We start from the raw sequence: 23,531 nt of genomic DNA on the forward strand, positions 1-23,531 counted from the left end.
AGTGGCAGTAATAGTATGGCCGGCGAGCGTGGTTTGAGCTGCCCTCTACAGGCTCGGCTCTGGCGGGAGTTGCGGGTGGTATCGCGCAGGAGTGGGGCAGGGGTTATTGCTAGAAAGCAAAACCCCCGGCAGGGCCGGGGGTTTTGGTATCACTCGTCGAGGAAGGAGCGCAGATGCTCGCTTCTCGTCGGGTGGCGCAGCTTGCGCAACGCCTTGGCTTCGATCTGACGAATCCGTTCACGGGTAACGTCGAACTGCTTACCAACTTCCTCAAGGGTGTGGTCGGTATTCATGTCGATACCGAAGCGCATGCGCAGTACTTTGGCTTCACGTGCGGTGAGGCCGGAGAGTACGTCGCGCGTTGCTTCTTTAAGGCTCTCAACGGTGGCTACATCGATTGGCGACTGCATAGTCGAGTCTTCGATGAAGTCGCCCAGATGGGAGTCTTCGTCATCACCGATCGGGGTTTCCATGGAAATCGGCTCTTTAGCGATCTTCAATACCTTGCGGATTTTATCCTCAGGCATTTCCATGCGTTCGCCCAGCTCTTCCGGGGTCGGTTCACGGCCCATTTCCTGCAGCATCTGGCGGGAAATACGGTTGAGCTTGTTGATCGTCTCGATCATGTGCACCGGAATACGGATGGTGCGGGCCTGGTCGGCGATCGAGCGAGTGATCGCCTGACGGATCCACCAGGTGGCATAAGTCGAGAATTTGTAGCCGCGGCGGTATTCAAACTTGTCTACCGCTTTCATCAAGCCGATGTTGCCTTCCTGGATCAAGTCGAGGAACTGCAAGCCACGGTTGGTGTACTTCTTGGCAATGGAGATCACCAGACGCAAGTTGGCTTCAACCATCTCTTTCTTCGCGCGGCGGGCCTTGGCCTCACCGATCGACATGCGACGGTTGATGTCCTTGATCTCGGCAATCTTCAAGCCGGTTTCAGCTTCCAGTGCAGACAGCTTTTGCTGGCAACGGATGATGTCCGGTTGCAGGCGACCAATAGCTTCAGCATATTTGCTTTTGCCTTTGGCCAGCGCGTCGCTCCAGCTTTCATCAACTTCGTTGCCCGGGAACAGGCGCAAGAAGTCGGTGCGCGGCATGCGTGCATCACGTACACACAGCTGCATGATGGCGCGCTCTTGTGCACGCAGACGCTCCAGAGCGCTACGAACACGTTCAACCAAGCCTTCGAATTGCTTCGGGACCAGTTTGATCGGCATGAACAGCTCAGCCAGTACGACCAGCTCTGCAATTGCTTGCTTGCTGCCGCGACCGTGCTTTTTCAGTGCCTTGCGAGCGATTTCCATCTGATCGGAAACAGCGCCGAAACGCTGAGCCGCGATGATCGGGTCAGGGCCGCTTTCGACCTCTTCCTCTTCCTCGGTGGACTCTTCCTTATCTTCCTCTTCGTCATCGCCCTCGGCTTTCACCTTTGGGTCGACGGGAGGCGGTACTTCGGCTGCAGGCGGTGCAATTCCGTCGTCCGGGTCGATATAACCGCTCAGAACGTCGGACAGGCGTCCACCTTCGGTGGTGACGCGAGTGTACTCGGAGAGAATATGGTCAACCGTGCCAGGGAAGTGCGCAATTGCGCCCATCACTTCGCGGATGCCTTCTTCGATACGCTTGGCGATTTCGATTTCGCCTTCACGTGTCAGCAGTTCTACCGTGCCCATTTCACGCATATACATGCGTACTGGGTCGGTAGTACGACCAATGTCGGTCTCTACTGCTGCCAACGCTGCAGCTGCTTCTTCAGCAGCTGCTTCGTCGGTGTCAGCATCGGCCAACATAAGGGCGTCCGCATCCGGAGCACTCTCGTGTACGGGGATCCCCATGTCATTAATCATGCGGATGATGTCTTCCACTTGCTCCGGATCTGAAATATCTTCGGGCAGGTGGTCGTTGACCTCTGCGTAAGTCAGATACTTCTGCTCACGGCCGAGGGTGATCAACTCTTTGATACGAGACTGCTGTTGCGCTTTTCCGGACATAACACCCTATCCACTGAAGGTCTTGGCGGGCAAAAAACAAGCCGAGGATTATACCTTAGCTATGACCTCACGCGCCAGTTGAGGTCGGGTTTGATGCGGAATTATTGCGACTTAGAAGGTCGCGTAACTGATTTTTCTCCTCGGTACTGAGCTCGCCTTGACGTGCTTTTCGAAGAAGTTGTTCCAGATTTCGCTCGCGTTGGCGAGCTGACAGGCTAGTTATAGTGTCGAAAAACTGTTGTTCAAGGTTGTCGGCATCAATTAACCATTCCTTTTCCAGCAATCTTTGTAATAAACGACCCTGTTCAGTCCCGTGCCAGCGGGATAGCAACTGAATAGAGCTTAGCTTAGGATTTTTCTGTACGGCCTCAACCAGAGCGATCAGCAGTTGGTTATTAGTCTGGTCTTCTGCAGCGAAGTGCCCGGCGTCTTCAACTTTTGCAGCCAGTTGAGGGTGGTGCAGCAAGGTGCGCAGTGCGGCCAGGGTTGGCGGCTCTACTGCTGCGGGTATGCGCGGGCCGCGCGGCGGGTCGTTGTCACCGCCTCGCCTGGTTTTTTTGTCCCATGGCTTGTTTTCCCACTTCTTGCCGCCAGCGCCAGGCTTTTTCGGAGTCCACTCCTGTTGGGGGAGGTAGGAGTCCGGTTGCTGGAAGTCGCTATAGTCAGGCATTCCATCGTAATCAATGCCCGGGTCGTAAGCAGGTTGCGCCTGTGTTTTAGCAGGTGCGTTCTGTGCCAGTTGGCTGACTGTTTCGCTGGTGAGGCCGGTTATCTCGCTCAGTCGTTGACGCATCAAGGTCCGCAGGTTGGCGCCCGGGACTTTGTCGATCAGCGGTGCTGCAAGGGTGGCCATATGGGCCTTGCCCTCAAGCGATCGCGGGTCGGACTCTTCAGTCAATTGCTGGAAGAAGTAATCGGCCAGCGGTTGTGCGTGCTGGTTGATGCGGGCCTTGAAGGCGTCGGTGCCTTCTGAGCGCACCAGGGTATCCGGGTCTTCGCCTTCGGGAAGGAACAGGAAGCGCGCGCGACGTCCATCCTGCAGGCAGGGCAGGGTTGCCTCCAGTGCGCGCCAGGCGGCATTGCGGCCTGCCTGGTCGCCGTCAAAGCAGAACAGAACGCTGGGCACCACGCGGAACAGGCGCTTCATGTGTTCTTCGCTGGTTGCCGTACCGAGGGTGGCTACGGCATTGCGCAGGCCTTGCTGGGCGAGGGCGATGACATCCATGTAGCCTTCGACCACGATGATTTCGTCGAGGCTGCGGTTGAATTTGCGCGCTTCGAACAGCCCGTACAGTTCCTGGCCCTTATGAAAGACCGGGGTTTCGGGGGAGTTCAGATACTTTGGTTTATCGTCGCCCAGCACGCGGCCGCCGAAAGCGATTATGCGGCCCCGGCTGTCGCGGATCGGAAACATGACGCGATCACGAAAGCGGTCATAGCGCTTGCCGGTTTCGGCATTTTCGACCAGCAGGCCGGCGTCGATCATGGCCTTTTGTTGCAGCGTGTCGCTGCTCAGGTGCTTGTACAGGTTGTCCCAGCCCGGCGGGGCGAAACCGAGGCCGAAGTCGCGGGCTATTTCGCCGGTCAGGCCTCGTCCCTTCAAGTAGTCCACGGCTGCTTTGCGTGCAGGATGGCCTTTTAGGGCTTGACGATAAAAGTCGGCAGCGGCTGTCAGTAGCGGGTAAAGCGGGGAGTCGGTCGGCTGCCTTGGTTTGTGTGGGCGGCCGCTTTCTTCCCGGGGTATTTCCATGCCGGCGGCTTTGGCCAGTTCTTCTACAGCCTGGGGGAAGTCCAGGTTGTCGTGGTCCATGATAAAGCCGAGGGCATTGCCGCCTGCGCCGCACCCGAAACAGTAATAGAACTGTTTGTCAGGGCTGACGCTGAAGGATGGGGTTTTTTCTTTATGGAAGGGGCAGCAGGCGGTGTAGTTTTTGCCGGCTTTCTTCATTTGCACGCGCGAGCTGACGACATCGACGATATCGGTGCGGTTCAGAAGGTCGTCAATAAAGCTCTGGGGGATTAACCCGGCCATGGCGTTCTCGTCATCTCAGCGCAGAAATTAACCCGCATGAAGGCTTGGTCATCTGGGCGTGCAGGCAAGTGCTCTGCAAGATCGGGGACGTCTGCTTGATCATGTTGGGGGAGTGTATCTGTCGAAACATCACTGATTCATTATTAATCAGGGTGAAAAGCTTCGTAAGGTGTCGCGCTCTGAGTCCGGCATTGACCAATGGCTGGTCTCGGATAGCTCATAAGCAGGCACTGGAGAGGTGCCTTGGGCTGATCGTCTTTAGGAAAATCAGAGGGGTGTGCTCGTCGGTAGCCTTGGAAGGCTCGTCAGTAAAGACGTGCACCGCTGGCTATTAGGCCAGGTCTGACGTGATGTAGCGTTTTGTCGCGGTCGCATCTGCGGCCTTGACAATAAAGCATGTAACTAAAGCTGCAACTGCCTACGGCCCGGCTTTAGGCCGGGCTTGGCAGAAGCGTGCTTCGAACGTCTGTGTATTAGTACAGGCGAACGGCGCGGCGCTGCTCGCGCTGAACTTTCTTCGCGTGACGCTTAACAGCAGCTGCTGCTTTACGCTTACGCTCAGAAGTCGGCTTCTCGTAAAATTCGCGGCTGCGAACTTCAGCCAGAACACCGGCTTTTTCGCAGGAGCGCTTGAAACGACGCAGAGCTACGTCGAAGGGTTCGTTCTCTTTTACTTTGACGGCTGGCATCCAGAGCTACCTTCATTCATTACCGGGGTCAACGTCTCAAGGCAAAATCGCGTTGGAAGACGTCGGTTTTTAAGGGTTGCGGATGTTAACCCCTCATCGCCCGGAATGCAAAGCCTCTGATCGAAAACCGCTGGCCGGGGGCGGGAGTGGCGACTATTATGCGCGCCTTCGAATTTAGCCTCTACAAGGCGTAAACCCATGCTAGTACTGGGATTAGAAACCTCCTGCGACGAGACCGGCGTCGCGCTTTACGACAGTGAACGCGGGCTTTTGGCCGACGCACTGTTCAGTCAGATCGACTTGCACCGCGCTTATGGCGGTGTAGTTCCGGAGCTGGCTTCAAGGGATCACGTCAAACGCATGCTGCCCTTGATTCGTCAGGTGCTGGCTGAGGCTGATTGTGTGCCTACAGAGATTGATGCCATCGCCTACACGGCGGGGCCTGGATTGGTCGGAGCCCTTCTGGTTGGGGCTTCGTGCGCTCAGGCGCTGGCTTTTGCCTGGGGCATTCCGGCCCTGGGTGTGCACCACATGGAGGGCCATTTGTTGGCTCCGATGCTGGAAGAGCAGCCCCCGGAATTTCCGTTCGTCGCTTTGTTGGTGTCGGGCGGGCATACGCAGTTGGTGCGTGTGGATGGAATCGGTCAATACGAGTTGTTGGGCGAGACTCTGGACGATGCTGCCGGAGAGGCGTTCGACAAGACAGCCAAGATGATGGGGCTCAACTATCCGGGTGGTCCTGAGATCGCGCGATTGGCCGCTCAGGGCGTTGCTGGCCGGTTTGTGTTCCCCAGGCCAATGACTGACCGTCCGGGGCTGCAGTTCAGCTTCAGCGGCCTTAAAACCTTTGCCTTGAATACATGGCAGCGCTGCGTGGCAGCAGGTGACGATACGGAGCAAACCCGTTGCGATATCTCTCTGGCGTTCCAGCAGGCTGTGGTCGAGACGTTGACCATCAAGTGCAAGCGCGCTTTGAAGCACGCAGGCATGAAGCGCCTGGTGATTGCGGGCGGGGTTAGTGCCAATAAAGCGCTGCGCGTTTCACTGGAGAAAATGCTGGGCGAGATGAATGGCAATGTGTACTACGCCCGGCCGGAGTTTTGCACGGATAACGGCGCGATGATCGCATTTGCCGGTTGTCAGCGGTTGCAAGCAGGTCAGCACGAAAGCCTGGCGATCAGTGTGCAGGCACGTTGGCCAATGGAGCAGCTAAAGCCGTTGTGAGTGCGGGTGTGAGGTGCGGTTTGGCGTTGCTTGAGCGTTGTTCATGTGCGCTATTCAGAAATGCCGTTCGCGCCCGGCCATGAGGTCGCGTAAATTGCTGCGATGGCGCCACACAATGAGCCCAGTCAAGGCACTCATTGGCAGTAAGGCGGCAGGTTCTTGCCAGGCCAGCAATGGCAGGGTCAGAGGCGCGGCAATCAGCGCTGCCAGTGAACTGGTGCGGCTTAGCTGGAAGGTCAGCAGCCAGGCGACAATCGCTAGCAGTGCGGCAGGTGGGTAGAGTCCCACCAGCATGCCTGCGGCAGTGGCGACACCTTTGCCGCCGCGAAAACGGAAGTACAGCGGATACATGTGCCCGATGACGGCGCAGACGCCTATCCAGGCCTGTTGCTGGAGCGGGAGGCCGAGCTGGTTGGCCAAAAGTACAGGCAGCAAACCTTTGCACAGGTCGCCGAGCAGGGTCAGGACGGCCAGCTTTTTGCCGGCAAGGCGCAACATGTTGGTCGCGCCGGCATTGCCCGAGCCACTCATTCGCGGATCGGGATTTCCCGTCAGGCGGCTGAGCAAAATGGCGAAGGACAGAGAGCCAAGCAGGTAGGCGAGGATCGCCAGTAACCAAAACATGCTAACTATTCCGGGCGAGGACGCCCTGATTCTAACGGCGCATTGCGCCCTTGTCGTGCTGCGGAGAAGAGTGCTTGGACAGAGTGTTTATCGAAGGCCTGGAAGTTGACACCGTGATTGGTGCTTATGACTGGGAGCGTGGCATCCGCCAGTGCTTGCGGCTTGACCTGAGTTTTGCCTGGGATAACCGCCCGGCTGCAGCGGGTGATGACCTGACGCTGGCCCTGGATTACGCCAGTGTCTCATCGCGAATTCAGGCATTTGCCGAGGCGGCTCAATTCCAGTTGGTGGAGACCTTTGCAGAGCGTTTGGCCGAAGTGCTGATGAGTGAATTCAACATTCCGTGGTTGCACTTGAAGCTGACCAAGCCCGGGGCCGTTTCGGCGGCCAGCGGTGTTGGTGTGGAGATTGAGCGCGGATGTCGCTAACTCGGGTTTTCCTTGGGCTGGGCAGTAATGTCGAGCGTGAAAAGCACTTGTGCGCGGGGCTTGATGCGCTTGCCGGCTTTTTGCAGGGCATGAATTGTTCTGCGGTGTTTGAAAGCCAGCCGGTGGGCATCAAGAGCGGACCCTTTTTCAACCTGGTGGTGTCAGCAAAGACTGATTTGCCATTGGCTGAATTAAGTCGACGTTTGAAGCTTATCGAAGCGGATAACGGGCGTTATGCCCTGGATCGCAAGGGTTTGCCTTTGGACATCGACGTGTTGTTTTACGGTGATCTGGAGGGCAACTTTGACGGTTTGATTTTGCCTCGCGCAGAAATTCTCAAAAATGCTTTTGTTTTATGGCCTTTATCGTTGATAGCGCCAGACAAGGTGCATCCGGGTGTGGGCAAGACTTTGGCGCAGATGTGGGCAGGTGCACAGATCGATCAGGTTCTGGCGCCTGCAGCATTTGAATGGCGGGGGGAGCAGTTGACCCCGGCCGGGATGCTTTTGCCTTTGTAGTGGCTGCTGCAGGCTGTGATGGGTTGCCTGGCGGCCCTGCTGTGAAGGTCCTTCGGTCCTTTTCGCAGCCTGCGGCAGCGACTACAAGAGTTGTGTATCAGGCTTTTGCTGCTTCTTTGTAGGCTTGCAGCGCCTTTAGTCGCTCGTGCTTCAGCGCTTCTCCAAGTTCAGGGCCTTTAAATCCTTGTTCAAGTAATGGCTGGACAGCCACGGCCTGTGCCGCCTTGGCTGCTGCGCGCAAATAATCGGCCTGAGGGTATGGGCGATTCTCCAGTCCCAGGCGCCCCTTGGCATCCATCTCGCAAGCCACGACAAACTCCTCAAAGCGCTGCGGTCGACGATACACGTCAAAGCGCTGCAACAATTCCAGTAGCGTCGAGGCTTTTAGCTCCAGTGCGCGATGACCGTGGGTGTGATATTCGCCTACAAGGAGTGCCAGCTCCTGACAGTCGCGGGGCACTTTGTAGCGCTCATTGACTGCTTTGATCAGGCGAAGCCCTTTGTGTTCGTGGGCAATGTGGCGTGGCCAGTCCTTTTCAGGTGTAAGCCCTTTTCCCAGGTCATGTAGAAGGCATGCCCAGCGCACGGTCAATGGTTGATTGTGCAGGGCGGCCTGCTCCAGCACGCTCAAGGTGTGTACGCCGCTGTCGATCTCCGGATGATGCGCGGGAGGTTGCGGCACACCGAACAGAGCGTTGACCTCAGGTAGCAGCACTTCCAGAGCGTCACAGCTGCGCAGTACTTCTATGAATACCTGTGGCTGATCTTCCATCAGGGCGCGGGAAATTTCTTTCCAGCAGCGCTCCGGAGTCAGGGCTTGCAGCTCGCCTGAGCAAGACAGTTGGCGCATCAGCTCCAGTGTTTCGGGAGCGATGGTGAAACCGAGCCCTGCATAGCGCGCGGCGAACCGGGCAACTCGCAGTACCCGGAGTGGATCTTCGGCGAAAGCGGGCGAAACATGGCGTAAAACCCGTGCTTCAAGATCGCGCTGGCCATGGAAAGGATCGGTCAAATTACCTGCGTCATCTTCAGCCATCGCATTGATGGTCAGGTCGCGTCGAATCAGATCCTGCTCAAGGGTAATGTCGGGGCTTGCATGAAAAATGAAGCCGCCATAGCCCCGGCCGCTTTTGCGTTCTGTACGGGCCAGTGCATATTCCTCTCCGGTTTTGGGATGAAGAAATACAGGGAAGTCCGTGCCCACCGGGCGAAACCCTTTGGCGAGCATTTGTTCGACTGTTGCGCCGACCACCACCCAGTCTATATCTGTGACGGGCCTGCCCAGCAGGCGGTCCCTTACGGCGCCGCCAACTTTATAAATCTGCATAAAAAACCTCCGTTAGCACGACAGGATAACGCTTGCGCCGTGATAACGGAGGCTTCTGTGTTTACAGGTGAATGGCGCTCATGTCCAAACGTCCGTAGTCGGTGTCGGAGTGCTCGCCTTTTGGGGGGACATGGTGGACCTTCATGACCTGGTCGCCTTGTAGCGTTTCAAGATGAATATCAAAACCCCACAAACGATGCAGGTGTTTGAGCACTTCGTCGGTTGAGTCGCCCAAGGGTTTGCGGTCATGTTGCTGGTGGCGCAGGGTCAGCGAGCGATCACCACGGCGATCGATGCTCCAGATTTGTACGTTGGGTTCGCGATTGCCCAGGTTGTACTGGGCCGCAAGGGTTTCGCGAATGGTGCGGTAGCCATTCTCGTCATGAATGGCAGGTACCAGCAGGTCATCCTTTTGGTCATCGTCCATGATGCTGAACAGTTTCAGGTCGCGGATGACCTTGGGTGACAGGTATTGCAGGATAAAACTTTCGTCCTTGAAGCTACTCATGGCGAATTTGATGCTTGATAACCAGTCGCTACCAGCCATGTCCGGGAACCAGTGGCGGTCTTCTTCAGTGGGATGCTCGCAAATACGCCGGATATCGCAATACATCGCAAAGCCCAGCGCGTAGGGGTTGATCCCGCTGTAGTGAGGGCTGTCAAAGCCAGGCTGGAACACAACGCTGGTATGGGATATGAGGAACTCCATCATGAAGCCCTCGGTCACCAGGCCTTCATCGTAGAGGTCATTCATCAAGGTGTAGTGCCAGAAAGTTGCCCAGCCCTCGTTCATTACTTGGGTTTGCCGTTGTGGATAAAAGTACTGGGCAATCTTGCGTACGATGCGCACGACTTCGCGCTGCCAGGGTTCGAGTAAAGGAGCATGTTTTTCGATGAAGTACAGGATGTTTTCCTGAGGTTCGTCGGGGAAGCGTGCATTGTCCTTCTCGCTTGATTTGTCTGCGCCTTTGGGAATGGTGCGCCACAGATCATTGATCTGTTTTTGCAGGTGTTCTTCACGATCCTTTTGCCGGCGACGTTCTTCTTCGGCTGAAATCGGGTAAGGCCGTTTGTAACGATCGACACCGTAGTTCATCAGGGCATGGCAGGAGTCGAGCAGATCTTCGACCGCATCGATACCGTGGCGCTCTTCGCACTGCATGATGTACTGCTTGGCGAACACGAGGTAGTCGATGATCGAGCTGGCATCTGTCCAGGTGCGAAACAGGTAATTGCCTTTAAAGAAGCTGTTATGCCCATAGCAGGCATGGGCCACCACCAGTGCTTGCATGCAGATGGTGTTTTCTTCCATCAAGTAGGCGATGCACGGGTCGGAGTTGATTACTATCTCGTAGGCAAGCCCCATCTGGCCGCGGCTGTACGACTTTTCGGTGCTCAGGAAGTGTTTGCCGTAGGACCAATGGTGGTATCCCAGTGGCATGCCCACAGACGCGTAGGCATCCATCATCTGCTCGGCAGTGATCACCTCTATCTGGTTGGGGTAGGTATCCAGGGCGTAACGTTCTGCCAGGCGGCCGATTTCACGGTCATAAGCCTGGATCAGTTCGAAGGTCCACTCTGAGCCGGTAGAGATGGGTTGGCGCTTAGTCTCTTTGGCGGTCATGTCACTAACCTGCGCTGGAAGAGTTCACGGAAGACCGGATAGATATCGCCGGCCGAGACCAGTTGCTGTTGGGCGAAGGTATCTGAAAAAGATTCGCTGATACGCTCGTACTCGTACCAGAGTGCCTGATGTTCGCGCGGGGTTATTTCCACGTAAGTGTAGTACTGCACGAAGGGCATGATCTGATTGATCAGAATATCGCGGCAGATGGGGGAGTCGTCGTTCCAGTTATCCCCGTCCGAAGCCTGTGCTGCGTAGATATTCCACTCGTTAGTGGGATAGCGCTCAGCCATGATCTCCTGCATCAGCTTAAGAGCGCTGGAGACGATGGTGCCGCCGGTTTCCCTGGAATAGAAAAACTCTTCTTCATCAACTTCCCGTGCACTGGTGTGATGGCGAATAAACACCACATCAATCTTGTCGTAGTTCCGTTTCAGGAACAGGTAGAGCAGGATGAAAAAGCGCTTGGCAATATCCTTGGTGGCCTGCGTCATGGAGCCTGAAACGTCCATGAGGCAGAACATTACGGCTTTTGAGCTGGGGTTGGGTTGCTTGACCAGCAGGTTGTACTTGAGGTCGAAGGTGTCGAGGAACGGCACACGGTGGATGCGTGCGCTGAGCTTCTCGATTTCAGTCTCGATTTCTTTGATATCGCCGAAGTTGTCAGGTTCTTCGCGCTTTAGCCGTTCAAGTTCAGCTTTGGCTTCCTTGAGTTTTTTCCGGCTGCTGCCGGACAGGGCAATACGCCGTGCGTGAGCCGAGCGCAGGGTGCGGATGATGTTGATACGAGAAGGGTTGCCTTCGTTGCTGATACCCGCACGTACCGTTTTAAAGGTATCGGTTCCCGTGAGATTGCGTTTGACCAGGTTGGGCAGCTCAAGGTCTTCGAACATGAATTCGAGAAACTCTTCCTGGGTAATTTGAAACACGAATTCGTCCATGCCCTCGCCGGAATTGCCCGCCTTGCCAGGGCCGCCACCGCCACCCGCGCCACCTTGCGGGCGTTGAATGTGTTCGCCGCTGGTGAATTCCTTGTTGCCGGGGTGAACCACCGTTTGCTTGCCACCACGCCCGTGATGCAGCACCGGCTCATCGATATCCCGGCCTGGAATACTAATTTGCTCGCCATGTTCCATATCGGTAATGGAGCGGCGGCCCACGGCCTCTTCTACGGCCTTTTTGATGTGGTCACGGTAACGCCGCAGGAAACGCTGACGGTTTACCGTGCTCTTGTTCTTGCCATTGAGGCGTCGGTCGATCACATAGCTCATTAGGCCCTCCGGGCAGCTTCAAGTTGTGAGCTGCAAGCTGCAAGTCCAAGCAACGCGCGTGCTTTTCCTTGCAGCTTGAGGCTTGAGGCTTACAGCTGCCTCACTGCGATTTTCTGACCCGCAGGTACCACTCGGAGAGCAGCCGTACTTGTTTGTCGGTGTAGCCACGTTCGACCATTCGGGTAACGAAGTCGTTGTGCTTTTGTTGATCCTCTTTGCTTGCCTTGGCGTTGAAGCTGATGACCGGGAGGAGGTCTTCGGTGTTGGAGAACATTTTTTTCTCGATAACCACCCGCAGTTTTTCGTAGCTGAGCCAGGTCGGGTTTTTGCCGTTGTTGTTGGCACGGGCCCGCAGCACGAAGTTGACGATTTCGTTACGGAAATCTTTCGGATTGCTGATGCCTGCCGGTTTTTCGATTTTCTCCAGCTCTTCGTTGAGGGCCACACGATTGAGAATTTCGCCGGTCTCCGGATCGCGGTACTCCTGATCCTGAATCCAGAAGTCTGCGTAAAGCACATAGCGGTCGAAGATGTTTTGCCCGTACTCGCTGTAGGACTCCAGGTAAGCAGTCTGAATTTCCTTGCCGATGAACTCGATGTAGCGCGGTGCCAAGTACTCTTTGAGGAAGCGCAGATAGCGTTCGCGTGTTTCCGCCTGGAACTGCTCTTGTTCGATCTGTTGTTCCAGTACGTAGAGCAGATGTACCGGGTTGGCTGCAATCTCGTGCGGGTCGAAGTTGAATACTTTGGACAGGATCTTGAAGGCGAAACGGGTCGACAGACCGTTCATGCCTTCGTCGACGCCAGCGCTGTCACGGTACTCCTGGATTGATTTGGCTTTTGGGTCGGTGTCTTTAAGGTTTTCGCCGTCGTAGACCCGCATTTTTGAGTAAATGTTGGAGTTTTCCGGCTCTTTAAGGCGCGACAGTACAGTGAACTGTGCGAGCATTTTCAGGGTGTCGGGCGCGCAATGGGCTTTGGCCAGCGAGCTGTTGAACAGCAATTTGTCGTAGATCTTCACTTCGTCACTGACGCGCAGGCAGTACGGTACTTTGACGATGTAGATCCGGTCGATGAACGCTTCGTTGTTCTTGTTGTTACGGAAGGTGTGCCATTCCGATTCGTTGGAGTGAGCCAGCAGGATGCCGGTAAACGGGATCGCGCCCAGACCTTCGGTACTGTTGTAGTTACCCTCTTGAGTGGCAGTCAGCAGGGGGTGGAGAACCTTGATCGGGGCCTTGAACATCTCCACGAACTCCATCAGGCCCTGGTTGGCCCGGCACAGCGCCCCTGAGTAGCTATAGGCGTCGGCGTCGTTCTGTGGGTATTCCTCGAGTTTGCGGATGTCGACCTTGCCCACCAGCGCCGAAATATCCTGGTTGTTTTCATCTCCTGGCTCGGTTTTGGCCACGCCGATCTGATTGAGGATCGATGGGTAGAGTTTCACCACGCGGAACTGGCTGATGTCGCCCCCGAATTCGGCCAGGCGTTTGGTCGCCCACGGCGACATGATGGTGCTCAGGTACCGTTTGGGAATACCGAAGTCTTCCTCGAGAATGGCGCCGTCTTCGGTGGCATTGAACAGCCCCAGTGGCGACTCAAAGACCGGTGACCCTTTGATTGCATAAAAAGGGACTTTCTCGATCAGTTGCTTCAGTTTTTCGGCCAGCGATGATTTACCACCGCCCACCGGGCCCAGCAGATAGAGGATTTGTTTCTTTTCTTCCAGACCCTGCGCAGCATGGCGGAAGTAGGAAACGATCTGGTCAATGCATTCTTCCATTCCGTGGAAGTCTTCAAAGGCCGGATAGCGGCGAATCACTTTGTTGGAGAAGATTCGCGACAGGCGAGAGTTGTTGGAGGTGTCCAGCAGTTCCGGTTCACCAATGGCCAGCAGCAGCCTTTCAGCAGCAGAGGCGTAAGCGCTTTTGTCTTGTTTGCACAGTTCAAGATATTCCTGAAGTGTCAGTTCTTCTTGGCGTGTGGATTCAAAGCGTTGTTGGAAGTGGCTAAAAATACTCATGACGTCACCTCGCTCGATACGTGGAGCCGGCGATAGATCGGTCAGTTCGAGTGCTGGCATGCAGCAGCATTTCAGCCGCCGTGTACCCCCCAGGACACCATCAAGGTGGTTAACTCCTTGAACTTACTACTGATAATCCATACACCGGTGTACCGGCTCTCCCCAGATTCGGATGGCCTGATCTAAAGGATAGTTGGTAATCGGAGAGGTCAAGGCGAGATGCGAGATTTGTTATGTTGACCGTTGGTCAGGCAGGGCGCCAACCCGCGGATCACGCGGGCTGGCGTCTATAAAAAATTATTCGGCGTCGTGTTGGGAGGTTTCTTGCGGATAAGTCGCACGCCACAGCTCGAAGCCGCCATCAAGGCTGTAAACCTCGCTGAAGCCCTGGCTCACCAGATAAGCCGCAGCGCTCTGACTGGAGTTGCCGTGGTAGCAAGCAACGATCAGGGGGGCATCCAGATCGGCGTTGGCGATGAAGTCGTGCAGCGAGTGGTTATCCAGGTGCTTCGCGCCGCTGATATGGCTGGCAGCGAACGCCTGCGGGTCGCGTACGTCGACTACCACGGCGCCTTGTTCGCGTAGAGCCTGTGCTTGATCGGGCGGGATACGTTTGAATTCGGTCATGGAGGGTTCCTGTGGCCTGACTGCGGGCGCGGCTAGACGGCGCCCAAGGGTGGGGAAGGTTGTTCGGGGAGCGGAGTGGCTGAGTGGGCAGCAAGGCCAAGGTCGTCACAATCACAGCTAAGGCGCTGGCCGGAGTCGACATTGAGCAGCGTCATGGCTCCTCCCCAGACACAGCCGGTATCGAGAGCGAAAATGCCGGGTTCCTTGCAGTTGCCTTCAAGTGCAGCCCAATGGCCAAAGATTATCTTGAGGCCTTGGGTCTTGCGCTCTTTATAGCTGAACCAGGGGGCGTAGCCGGGTGGTGCGCTGCCGACCCCTTCTTTGCTTTTGAGGTCGAGTTTGCCGTCTCGGGTACAAAAGCGCATACGCGTGAAATAGTTGGTAATTACCCGCAAGCGGGCAACGCCAGTGAGTTCGTTGTCCCACTTGGCCGGTTCGTTGCCGTACATGCCATCCAGAAAAGGGCCCAGCAGGTTGTCGTCACGCAACGCGTGTTCGACTTCGCTTGCGCACTTGAGGGCTTTTTTCAGGCTCCACTGCGGTGGTATTCCTGCGTGCACGAGGGCTACGTTGCGTTCCGCATCGTGGTGCAGCAAAGGTTGTCGGCGCAGCCATGACAACAGTTCGTCGCAATCGGGCGCTTGCAGGATTTCGCGCAGCGTATCGCCTTTTTTCAGGCGCTCGATGTTGTGGGCGGCGGCCAGCAGGTGCAGGTCGTGGTTGCCCAATACGCACACCAGCGACTCGCGTATGCGATATAGAAAACGCAAGGTCTCCAGCGATTCCGGGCCGCGGTTAACCAGATCGCCCACCAGCCAGAGTTTGTCTTTGGCGGGGTCGAAGGCTACGCGCTCCAGCAGGCATTTTAGCGGCTGGAGGCAGCCTTGCAGATCGCCCACGGCATACACGGACATCAGTGCAAGGCTCCGGGCACGGCAAGACGGAAGGGTGCAATGATGGCTTTGAACTCGTGACCATCTTCGGCGTGCATCAGGTAGCTGCCCTGCATGGTGCCTACTTTGGTGGTAATCACCGAGCCGCTGCTATAGACGTGCTGTCCGCCCGGCTCGATCAATGGCTGCAGACCTACGACACCAGCGCCACGGACTTCTTCTACATGACCGTCGCCATCGGTGATCACCCAATGCCGGGACAATAGCTTCGCGGCTATCGACCCCTTGTTGTGCACCGTAATGGTGTATGCAAAGGCGAAACGCTGAAGTTCGGGTTGTGATTGTTCTGGCAGGTAACGGGTGACGACGCTGACGTCGACCAGATAGCGGGGATCGGGCATGCGAGAGGCCTTACTTGAAAGCGTAGACACAGTTCGGGATAAAACTGATGCCTGAGTCTAGGCCAAGTAATGGTGACTAGGCCAGCCGGTTAAGGCGGGGCAACTGCAGGAGTCGCCGGTCGACGCTCCTGCAGAGGTGGAGCATCAGCCCGGGGATCAATCTTCGGCTGGGGTAGCTACAGGTTGTTCGCTGAGTATGTCGGCCAGACGTACAAAGGCCGCAAGGTCGAGTTGCTCCGGACGCAAGCTGCCATCAACCCCCGCTGCTTCAATCTCGGCGTTGCTGAGCAAGGCTTTGAGGGTGTTGCGCAGTGTTTTGCGGCGCTGGTTGAAGGCTTCCCGAACTACGCGCTCAAGCAGGCGATGGTCTTTGGCCGGGTGAGGCAACACTTCGTGCGGCACCAGACGGACAATCGCCGAGTCAACTTTAGGCGGTGGGTTGAACGCACCAGGTCCTACGTTGAACAGGTGTTCTACGCGACAGTGATACTGAACCATGATTGACAGGCGACCCCAATCGCCGCCGCCCGGGCCTGCGGCCATGCGCTCTACTACTTCTTTTTGCAGCATGAAGTGCATGTCGCGGATCAGGCTGGCGTTTTTCAACAGGTGAAAAATCAGCGGGGTGGAGATGTTGTACGGCAGGTTACCGACCACTCGAAGAGTGCGCGGTGCAGCGCCAAGGCTGTTGAAGTCGAACTTCAGCGCATCGCCCTGATGCAGGGTGAAGTTGCTCATGCCGGCGAACTGCTGCTTGAGAATCGGGATCAGGTCTTTGTCGAGTTCCACGACATCAAGCTGGCCGCCGCTGTCGAGAATGCCTTTGGTCAAGGCACCCTGGCCCGGGCCGATTTCCAGCAGGCGGTCAGTGGGCTTGGCGTTGATGGCGCGCAAGATGCGGTCAATGACGCCCGCATCGTGCAGGAAGTTCTGGCCAAAACGCTTGCGCGCCTTGTGTTGGTATTGCTCGTTCATATACGGGTCTCGGCCATCTGATAGGCGGTTTCCAGGGCGACTTGCAGGCTGCCGGTATCGATCTTGCCGCTGCCTGCCAGATCCAGGGCGGTGCCGTGGTCGACAGAGGTGCGGACAATCGGCAAGCCAAGGGTGATGTTGACTGCAGCACCAAACCCTTTGTATTTCAGTACGGGCAGGCCCTGGTCGTGGTACATCGCCAGCACTGCATCGCAGTGCTCCAGATATTTGGGGGTAAACAGAGTGTCGGCAGGCAGCGGGCCATGCAGGTCCATGCCTTCGCTGCGCAGGCGCTCCAGAGTTGGTTCAATGATGTCGATTTCTTCATGGCCCAAGTGCCCGCCTTCGCCGGCGTGGGGGTTAAGTCCGCAAACCAGGATACGGGGTTGGGCGATGCCGAATTTTTGTTGCAGGTCGGCGTGCAGAATGCGGGTAACCCGCATCAGGCGCTCAGGGGTAATGGCGTCGCTCACCTGACGCAGGGGCAGGTGAGTGGTGACCAAGGCTACGCGCAGGCCGCGCGTGGCGAGCATCATCACTACCTGGTCGGTATGAGTCAGGTCCGCGAGAAACTCGGTGTGACCGGAGAACGGAATCCCGGCCTCATTGATGATCCCCTTGTGCACGGGCGCAGTAATCATGCCTGCGAAGTGGCCATCGACACAGCCAAGGGCTGCACGGGTCAGGGTTTGCAGCACAAACGCTGCGTTGGCTTTGTCCAGTGTGCCGGCAATAACCTGCGCATTCAGCGGGGTATCCCACACATACAGACTGCCCGCAGGGGCGGGTTGATCGGGCCAGTTGTCCGGGCTTACCGGTAGCAGGCAGACAGCCACGCCCAGTAGCACGGCCCGCTCAAGGAGCAGGTCGTGGCTGGTAATGGCAATCAGGGGGTGCGGCTGGCGTTGAGAGGCGAGAAGCAGGCACAGGTCTGGACCTATGCCTGCCGGTTCGCCGGGTGTCAGTGCAAAACGCTTTGTTTTCACTGCTCAGCCTGATTTGCGCTCTCTGGCGAGGTGGCGCCAGGAAGCTTGATCTCTACATAGGCTTCGTCACGGATCTGACGCAGCCAGGTTTGCAGTTCTTCGTCGTACTTGCGGTTACGCAATGCGTTCATCGCTTGCTGTTCGCGAGCCTGGGTGGTGCTGTCTGTGGCGCGACGGCCTAGGACTTCCAGGACATGCCAGCCGTACTGAGTCTTGAACGGTTTGGACAATACGCCTTGTGGGGTATCAGCCATGGCTTCGCGGAACTCGGGTACCAGTGAGTCCGGATTGACCCAGTTCAGGTCGCCGCCGTTAAGGGCCGAGCCCGGGTCCTCAGAGTAAGTTTTGGCCAAGGTTGCAAAGTCTTCGCCCGACTTGATGCGGTCGTAGATTTTGTTGATCAACTCTTTGGTCTGGGCTTCGCTGCGGATCTCGCTCGGTTTGATCAGGATATGGCGAACGTGCACTTCGTCCACCACCACGGTTTCGCCACCGCGCTTGCCATTGAGCTTGAGAATGATAAAGCCGCCCGGTGTACGCACCGGAGGCGTTACCTCACCCACTGGCATTTCACTGAGCATGCGGTCGAAAGGTGGTGGCAATTGAGCAGCTTTACGCCAGCCCATGTCGCCGCCTTCCAGTGCTGTATCGCTGCCGGAGCGGGCGATGGCCATTTGACCGAAGTCAGCGCCTTTCTTGAGCTGGTTGTAGACCTCTTCGGCCTGTTTGGCGGCTGCCTGGATGGCTTCCGAATTCGCGCTTTCAGGCGTTGGAATCAGAATGTTGGCCAGGTTGAACTCTTCGGACATTTGCATTGCGCCCATAGGCGAAGCGAGGAAGTTTTTCACTTCCTGCTCTGTCACCTGAATGCGCTCAGCGACACGACGTTGACGCACACGGCTGATGATCATCTCGCGACGAACCTGCTCGCGGGCATCCTCATAGGACAGGCCGTCATGGGCCAAAGCCTGACGGAACTGATCAATAGTCATGTTATTGCGCTGGGCAATGGTGCCAATGGCCTGGTTCAGCTCTTCATCCGTGATCCGGATGCCTGAGCGTTCGCCGATCTGCAATTGCAGGTTTTCGACGATCAGACGCTCAAGTACTTGCTGATCCAGAACGCTGGCAGGCGGCACGCCCTGGCCGCGCTTGGCAATGGTCTGCTGAACCTCGTGGACACGCTGGTCCAGTTGGCTCTGCATGATCACGTCGTTGTCGACAATGGCCACGACCTGGTCAAGGGGCTGTACTGCAGCGTGTGCTGCAGTACCCAGGAACAACGCGCCCAGTACTAACGGGCGCAGACAATCAGAAAGCTTGATCTTCACGTTCACGATAACCTTGGATGCCTTTGTCGAGGAAGCTCTCTACTTTGGTGCCGACTACGCCACCGAGACCTTTCAGCACAACTTGGAGGAAGAGACCATGATCGCCCTTCTCGTTTTGAGGGGCATCTTGGGTGTATTCGTCGTTGGATACCCAATAACGGCTGATCAGACGAAGCTTCCAGCAGCAGTTGTCGTATTCGAAGCCACCGAAGGCTTCCAGGGTACGGTTGCGGTTGTAGTCGTACTGCCAGCGGCTGATGGCGTTCCACTGCGGCACGATCGGCCAGATAACCGAGAAGTCGTGCTGCTGGATCTTGTAGTAGTCCTTGATGTAGCCAGGCTGGCCCGGAGACAGGTAATCGCCGCCGCCCACAGTCCACTTACCGGTGTACTGGTCGTAGCGGACCTGGTCGTTACGATAGCGATAACCAACGTTTACCACCTTGTTCGGGTTGTCTTCGGGCTGGTAATGCATCATCGCGCTGCCAGAACGCGGGCTGTGGCTGTCCGGGTCCCAGTTGTAGTCGGCAGTTGCACGCCAGTCGCGGTTAAAGCGGTAAGCGTATTCCAGAGCATACGGCGACACATTGGAAGTGGCGTCCTGACGGTCCGGATCAATACCCGGGAGTTGAACCCTGCGGTCTTTGAAGTAGTACGCCTGGCCAATGCTGATACGTTGACGTTCAAAGCCGTTTTCTTCAATCCAGCGGCTGGTCAGGCCCAGCGACAGCTTGTTTTCGTCGCCGACGCGGTCAGTGCCGGTGAAGCGGTTGTCACGCCACAGCGAGGAGTAGCTGAAGGTGCTTTCGCTGGTATCGAAAATCGGGATGTCATCCTGATTGCGCTCAGGCACATACAGGTAGAACGCGCGCGGTTCGAGGGTCTGGCGGTAGTTAGTGCCGAACCAGTTGGTGTTGCGGTCGAAGTACAGGCCACCATCGACGCTGGCGATCGGTACGCTACGGTTGACCGAGCTATCGAATTTTTGACCTGCCGTGGTCAGTTGAGTCTTGCCGATGCCATCCAGATCAAGATCGTACTGGGTGTACATGTACTTGAGGGATGGCGTCAGGAAGCCATAGCTCCAATTGAGTGGCAGGCTGACGGCCGGAGCAAGGTTCAGGCGTGTGCCGTTGGCGCGGGCCAGGCCTGTAACGTTGTTGTCGAGTCGAGGATCGACGGTGCCGTCTTCGTTGGTGTAGTTACCGTTTTCCAGGCTGCGCTCAAACCGCACCAGTTCGGTGTTGTAGTTGAAGTTCAAACCACCCGGATGAGTAGGCAGTGCCCCATTGAGGGTTAGCTGCGGCATCTGGTTATACGGTGTGATCTGGGTAACGGTAGCCAACTGATAGGCGTGCGCATTCAGTCGGGCGGTGAAGTCATCGCCCCGGTAGCTGACGGCAGCTTGCTGGTTCAGGTAATCGCGGCTTTCGACACCGATCTGATCAGTTTGCAGATCCTGGAAGTAATACGGATCGCTGATCTTGGTGTAGTCGACTTCCGTCATTACACGCGAATCCAGGCCACCCTTGTGCTGCCAGTTAAGCATGTAGCGCTTGTCGGTGTAGTCGGTTTGATTGCTGCGTTCGTTGTCGTCGTCGTTGAGGTAAGCGGCGCCGAACTGTCCTTCGCTGGACTCGGTCAGGTAGCGGAACTCGCCTTCCATCAACAGACCGCGCTTAGTCATGTAGCGCGGGTACAACGTGGCATCGTAGTTCGGTGCCAGGTTGAAGTAGTACGGGGTCACGAGCGTAAAGCCGGTGTCGGTGCTGCTGCTGAAGGACGGCGGCAGGAAACCGGACTGACGGCGATCGTCGATCGGGAAATAGATGTACGGGGTGTAGAAGATCGGGATGTCTTTGACCCGCAACGTCACGTTGGTCGCCGTACCGAAGCCGGTGGCCGGGTTCAGCGTGATGTTGTTGCCCTTGAGCTGCCAGGCGTTGCTGTTCGGCTCGCACGTGGTGTACGTACCATCCTTGAGGCGGATGATGGCGTCTTCGGCACGCTTGGCATACAGCGCACTGCCGCGAATGCGCGACTTGTGCAGGACGTATTCGGCGTTGTCGACCTTGGCTGCGCCAGTGTCCAGCTGAACATCGGCGTGATCGCCGACAATCAGGGCACCGTTGTCACGCAGGCGGACGTTGCCATTGAGCTCACCACGGCTTTCAGCCTGATACAGGCTGGCCTCGTCGGCCTCGACCTGCATGCTGCCCTGTCGCATGACGACATCACCGGCCAGGGTCGCGACCTGCTCTTCCTGCTGATAGCGGGAAGCCTTTGCGCCGACAAAGGTCGGTGCATCGCTTTTACTGGTGGTGTCGTTCATGCCCGGACGGATGGGCTCGACGTAGGAACCCGAGCAATACGGTCCGGTTTCGGCCAGCTGAGCCGGCGTCAGCTTGTCCCGGGGTACCCAGTCCAGATGGCTGTAGTCGTCGCTGCGCGCTTTTAGCCCACGGCCTTTGGCTTCAGTGACCAGCGGGGTAGGCGCGACTTGCTCGCTGGCCTCACCGCTGGCATCTGCCAATACGCCCTGGTGCGCCGGACGCGGCGGCAATTGCGCGGCGTTGGTTTTTGGCGCGCAATCCCAGCCACCCGTAGCCGACACGGAACAGTCATACTGCTCCTCGGCAACAGCGAACGGCATGGCTAGAGGTTGCATGGCCAGCAAACTGCCGGTTACCAGCAACGGAAATTTTTTACGAAACGCGGGGGATTTCAATGCCATCTTATTAGTCCGGGCTTCCTGCGTGCCATCAGCCCGCGGTGGGGGACCGCAACGCCTATCGATGGTCTGGAAAAGATGCTGGATAATAAAGCATGACCCGCTTGACGGCTAGCACCGTCGGAGACCCTTGTAATGCCTGACCAAGATGTACGCTTGCAACACCTGAAAGTTTGGCTGGATCAGCAGTTGGTAACCTTGTACGAGGACGAGGGCTGGGGTGTCGTACCCCCGGCCACGTTGACTTCAGCCAGTAGCGACGCGAGCTTCAGACGCTATTTTCGCTGGGAAGGTGAGGGTCGCACTTTTGTCGTGATGGACGCGCCGCCCCCCCAGGAAAACTGTAAGCCATTCGTCGATATCGCTGATTTGCTGCGCACCAGCCAGATAAACGTGCCGAAAATTTATGCTCAGGACCTGGAGCGCGGTTTTCTTTTGCTCAACGATCTGGGCAATAAAACCTATCTCGACGTCATTAACAGCAGCAACGCCGACGAATTGTTCAAAGACGCCATAGAAGCCTTGCTGGCCTTTCAGCAATTGCCGATGAAAGCGCCTTTGCCCAGCTATGACGTGGCGTTGCTGCGCCGCGAGCTTGAGTTGTTTCCCGAGTGGTACGTACGCCGTCATTTGGGGGTTGAGCTCAATGAGCAGCAATTGGCAGCCTGGCAGCGGGTCAGCACACTGCTGATCGACAGTGCCTTGCAGCAGCCTCAGGTTCTGGTCCACCGCGACTTTATGCCGCGCAACCTGATGCTCAGTATCCCCAATCCCGGGGTCCTGGATTTTCAGGACGCGGTCTACGGCCCGGTCACCTACGACATTACCTGCCTGTTCAAGGACGCCTTTCTCAGCTGGCCGGAAGAACGTGTGCGCACCTGGCTGCGGGACTACTGGGAACTGGCCTTGCCTCTGGGCATCCCGGTGGGCCCGGATTTCGAAGCGTTCCTGCGTGCCAGTGACCTGATGGGCGTGCAACGACACCTGAAGGTGATCGGTATTTTTGCCCGCATCTGCCATCGTGACGGCAAGCCACGTTATCTGGCAGACGTGCCTCGTTTCTTCTCTTATATAGAAGCGGTGTTGGCGCGGCGTCCTGAACTGGCGGAGCTGGGCGAGTTGTTCCACAGCCTGGGCCAGCGTGTCGAGGCTCAACTATGAAGGCGATGATTCTGGCTGCGGGCAAAGGCGAGCGCTTGCGCCCACTGACCCTGCACACTCCCAAGCCGTTGATCCGTGCCGGCGGCGTGCCTTTGATCGAGTACCACCTGCGGGCACTGGCAGCCGCGGGCTTTACCGAGATCGTGATCAACCACGCCTGGCTGGGACAGCAAATAGAAGATCATCTGGGCGATGGTTCGCGCTTTGGCGTGACAATCCAGTACTCCGCTGAAGGCGAGCCGCTGGAGACCGGTGGCGGTATTTTTAAAGCCTTGCCGTTACTGGGCGATAACCCCTTTGCGGTGGTCAATGGCGATATCTGGACCGACTACGACTTTGCCGGTTTGCGTCAGCCTCTGACAGGCCTGGCGCATCTGGTTCTGGTGGATAACCCGGCACATCATCCGGGCGGTGACTTTTACCTGCAAGGTGCGCAGGTTCTCGATGCGGTGCCGGGCGTGGATGCCTTGACCTACAGCGGCATCGCGGTGCTTAGCCCCGCGTTGTTCAAGGGGGCCGCGCCTTGCGCGTTCAAACTCGCACCGTTACTGCGCACAGCCATGGCCGACGGGCAAGTGACGGGTGAGCATTTGCAGGGGCATTGGGTAGATGTGGGAACTCATGAACGTTTGGCTGAGGTTGAATCGTTGATCAAGGGCAAACACTAAA

20 protein-coding genes are annotated in these 23,531 nt (G+C 57.0%); 5 read left to right on the plus strand and 15 right to left on the minus strand.

The annotated features are described in order from the left end of the window. Window positions 1-149: 149 nt before the first annotated feature. The 3 genes from rpoD to rpsU all read right to left on the minus strand — a co-directional run bounded on the left by rpoD (window position 150) and on the right by rpsU (window position 4,718). The gene (gene rpoD / locus ACP7BO_RS17315) at window positions 150-1,997 is read right to left on the minus strand and encodes an RNA polymerase sigma factor RpoD (RefSeq protein ID WP_426211682.1); all 1,848 of its coding nucleotides are present in this window, start codon (window positions 1,995-1,997) and stop codon (window positions 150-152) included. Window positions 1,998-2,064: 67 nt separating this feature from the next. Further along, window positions 2,065-4,029, minus strand: a complete 1,965-nt coding sequence (dnaG, locus tag ACP7BO_RS17320) for a DNA primase (protein ID WP_426211684.1) — start codon at window positions 4,027-4,029, stop codon at window positions 2,065-2,067. A gap of 473 nt (window positions 4,030-4,502) precedes the next feature. Next, window positions 4,503-4,718: a 30S ribosomal protein S21 gene (gene rpsU, locus ACP7BO_RS17325; RefSeq protein WP_002551877.1), complete on the minus strand. Its 216-nt coding sequence runs from the start codon at window positions 4,716-4,718 to the stop codon at window positions 4,503-4,505. Window positions 4,719-4,916: 198 nt separating this feature from the next. Here rpsU and tsaD point away from each other — a divergent pair, with 198 nt between their 5' ends. Beyond that, window positions 4,917-5,942 carry a tRNA (adenosine(37)-N6)-threonylcarbamoyltransferase complex transferase subunit TsaD gene (tsaD, locus tag ACP7BO_RS17330; protein WP_397455584.1) on the plus strand — a complete coding sequence of 342 codons (1,026 nt, stop codon included), beginning with the start codon at window positions 4,917-4,919 and terminating at the stop codon, window positions 5,940-5,942. 54 nt (window positions 5,943-5,996) lie between these two features. Here tsaD and plsY read toward each other — a convergent pair whose 3' ends face one another. Beyond that, a complete protein-coding gene (gene plsY / locus ACP7BO_RS17335) occupies window positions 5,997-6,566 on the minus strand; it encodes a glycerol-3-phosphate 1-O-acyltransferase PlsY (protein ID WP_397455585.1) in 570 nt (189 codons plus the stop codon). Between the two features lie 74 nt (window positions 6,567-6,640). Here plsY and folB point away from each other — a divergent pair, with 74 nt between their 5' ends. Then, a complete protein-coding gene (gene folB, locus ACP7BO_RS17340) occupies window positions 6,641-6,994 on the plus strand; it encodes a dihydroneopterin aldolase (RefSeq protein ID WP_397455587.1) in 354 nt (117 codons plus the stop codon). Continuing rightward, complete coding sequence (gene folK / locus ACP7BO_RS17345; protein ID WP_426211687.1) at window positions 6,985-7,512, plus strand: 2-amino-4-hydroxy-6-hydroxymethyldihydropteridine diphosphokinase; 528 nt, start codon at window positions 6,985-6,987, stop codon at window positions 7,510-7,512. The genes folB and folK overlap by 10 nt, the downstream gene beginning before the upstream one ends. Window positions 7,513-7,609: 97 nt before the next feature. Here the strand turns inward: folK and ACP7BO_RS17350 are convergent, their stop codons facing one another. The 11 genes from ACP7BO_RS17350 to ACP7BO_RS17400 all read right to left on the minus strand — a co-directional run bounded on the left by ACP7BO_RS17350 (window position 7,610) and on the right by ACP7BO_RS17400 (window position 21,704). Continuing rightward, window positions 7,610-8,839, minus strand: coding sequence for a multifunctional CCA addition/repair protein (locus tag ACP7BO_RS17350; RefSeq protein ID WP_426211689.1), 1,230 nt, complete (start codon window positions 8,837-8,839; stop codon window positions 7,610-7,612). Between the two features lie 61 nt (window positions 8,840-8,900). Continuing rightward, a complete protein-coding gene (locus ACP7BO_RS17355; protein ID WP_426211691.1) occupies window positions 8,901-10,463 on the minus strand; it encodes a SpoVR family protein in 1,563 nt (520 codons plus the stop codon). Beyond that, complete coding sequence (locus ACP7BO_RS17360) at window positions 10,460-11,734, minus strand: YeaH/YhbH family protein (RefSeq protein ID WP_060696714.1); 1,275 nt, start codon at window positions 11,732-11,734, stop codon at window positions 10,460-10,462. The genes ACP7BO_RS17355 and ACP7BO_RS17360 overlap by 4 nt, the downstream gene beginning before the upstream one ends. Window positions 11,735-11,834: 100 nt before the next feature. Next, complete coding sequence (locus tag ACP7BO_RS17365) at window positions 11,835-13,757, minus strand: PrkA family serine protein kinase (RefSeq protein ID WP_426211693.1); 1,923 nt, start codon at window positions 13,755-13,757, stop codon at window positions 11,835-11,837. Between the two features lie 297 nt (window positions 13,758-14,054). Beyond that, entirely contained in the window at window positions 14,055-14,384 is a 330-nt protein-coding gene (gene glpE / locus ACP7BO_RS17370) for a thiosulfate sulfurtransferase GlpE (RefSeq protein WP_397455591.1), read from the minus strand. Window positions 14,385-14,416: 32 nt separating this feature from the next. After that, window positions 14,417-15,298: a symmetrical bis(5'-nucleosyl)-tetraphosphatase gene (locus tag ACP7BO_RS17375; protein WP_060696716.1), complete on the minus strand. Its 882-nt coding sequence runs from the start codon at window positions 15,296-15,298 to the stop codon at window positions 14,417-14,419. Next, on the minus strand, window positions 15,298-15,678 hold the full coding sequence (gene apaG, locus ACP7BO_RS17380) for a Co2+/Mg2+ efflux protein ApaG (protein ID WP_060696717.1): 381 nt from the start codon (window positions 15,676-15,678) through the stop codon (window positions 15,298-15,300). The genes ACP7BO_RS17375 and apaG overlap by 1 nt, the downstream gene beginning before the upstream one ends. Before the next feature lie 156 nt (window positions 15,679-15,834). Next, window positions 15,835-16,653 carry a 16S rRNA (adenine(1518)-N(6)/adenine(1519)-N(6))-dimethyltransferase RsmA gene (gene rsmA, locus ACP7BO_RS17385; RefSeq protein WP_060696718.1) on the minus strand — a complete coding sequence of 273 codons (819 nt, stop codon included), beginning with the start codon at window positions 16,651-16,653 and terminating at the stop codon, window positions 15,835-15,837. Continuing rightward, complete coding sequence (gene pdxA / locus ACP7BO_RS17390; RefSeq protein WP_397455593.1) at window positions 16,650-17,639, minus strand: 4-hydroxythreonine-4-phosphate dehydrogenase PdxA; 990 nt, start codon at window positions 17,637-17,639, stop codon at window positions 16,650-16,652. The genes rsmA and pdxA overlap by 4 nt, the downstream gene beginning before the upstream one ends. Further along, window positions 17,636-18,976, minus strand: coding sequence for a peptidylprolyl isomerase SurA (gene surA / locus ACP7BO_RS17395; RefSeq protein WP_073509789.1), 1,341 nt, complete (start codon window positions 18,974-18,976; stop codon window positions 17,636-17,638). The genes pdxA and surA overlap by 4 nt, the downstream gene beginning before the upstream one ends. After that, on the minus strand, window positions 18,951-21,704 hold the full coding sequence (locus tag ACP7BO_RS17400; RefSeq protein WP_426211698.1) for an LPS-assembly protein LptD: 2,754 nt from the start codon (window positions 21,702-21,704) through the stop codon (window positions 18,951-18,953). The genes surA and ACP7BO_RS17400 overlap by 26 nt, the downstream gene beginning before the upstream one ends. 132 nt (window positions 21,705-21,836) lie before the next feature. On the opposite strand from ACP7BO_RS17400, the gene ACP7BO_RS17405 reads away from it, so the two are divergent. Together ACP7BO_RS17405 and murU are read left to right on the plus strand one after the other, a co-directional pair. Continuing rightward, entirely contained in the window at window positions 21,837-22,862 is a 1,026-nt protein-coding gene (locus tag ACP7BO_RS17405) for an aminoglycoside phosphotransferase family protein (RefSeq protein ID WP_073509788.1), read from the plus strand. Beyond that, window positions 22,859-23,530 carry an N-acetylmuramate alpha-1-phosphate uridylyltransferase MurU gene (gene murU, locus ACP7BO_RS17410; protein ID WP_426211700.1) on the plus strand — a complete coding sequence of 224 codons (672 nt, stop codon included), beginning with the start codon at window positions 22,859-22,861 and terminating at the stop codon, window positions 23,528-23,530. The genes ACP7BO_RS17405 and murU overlap by 4 nt, the downstream gene beginning before the upstream one ends. Window position 23,531 lies beyond the last annotated feature (1 nt).

The sequence above is a fragment of the Pseudomonas sp. TWR2-1-1 genome, assembly GCF_049897045.1.
Classification (GTDB): Bacteria; Pseudomonadota; Gammaproteobacteria; order Pseudomonadales; family Pseudomonadaceae; genus Aquipseudomonas; species Aquipseudomonas versuta.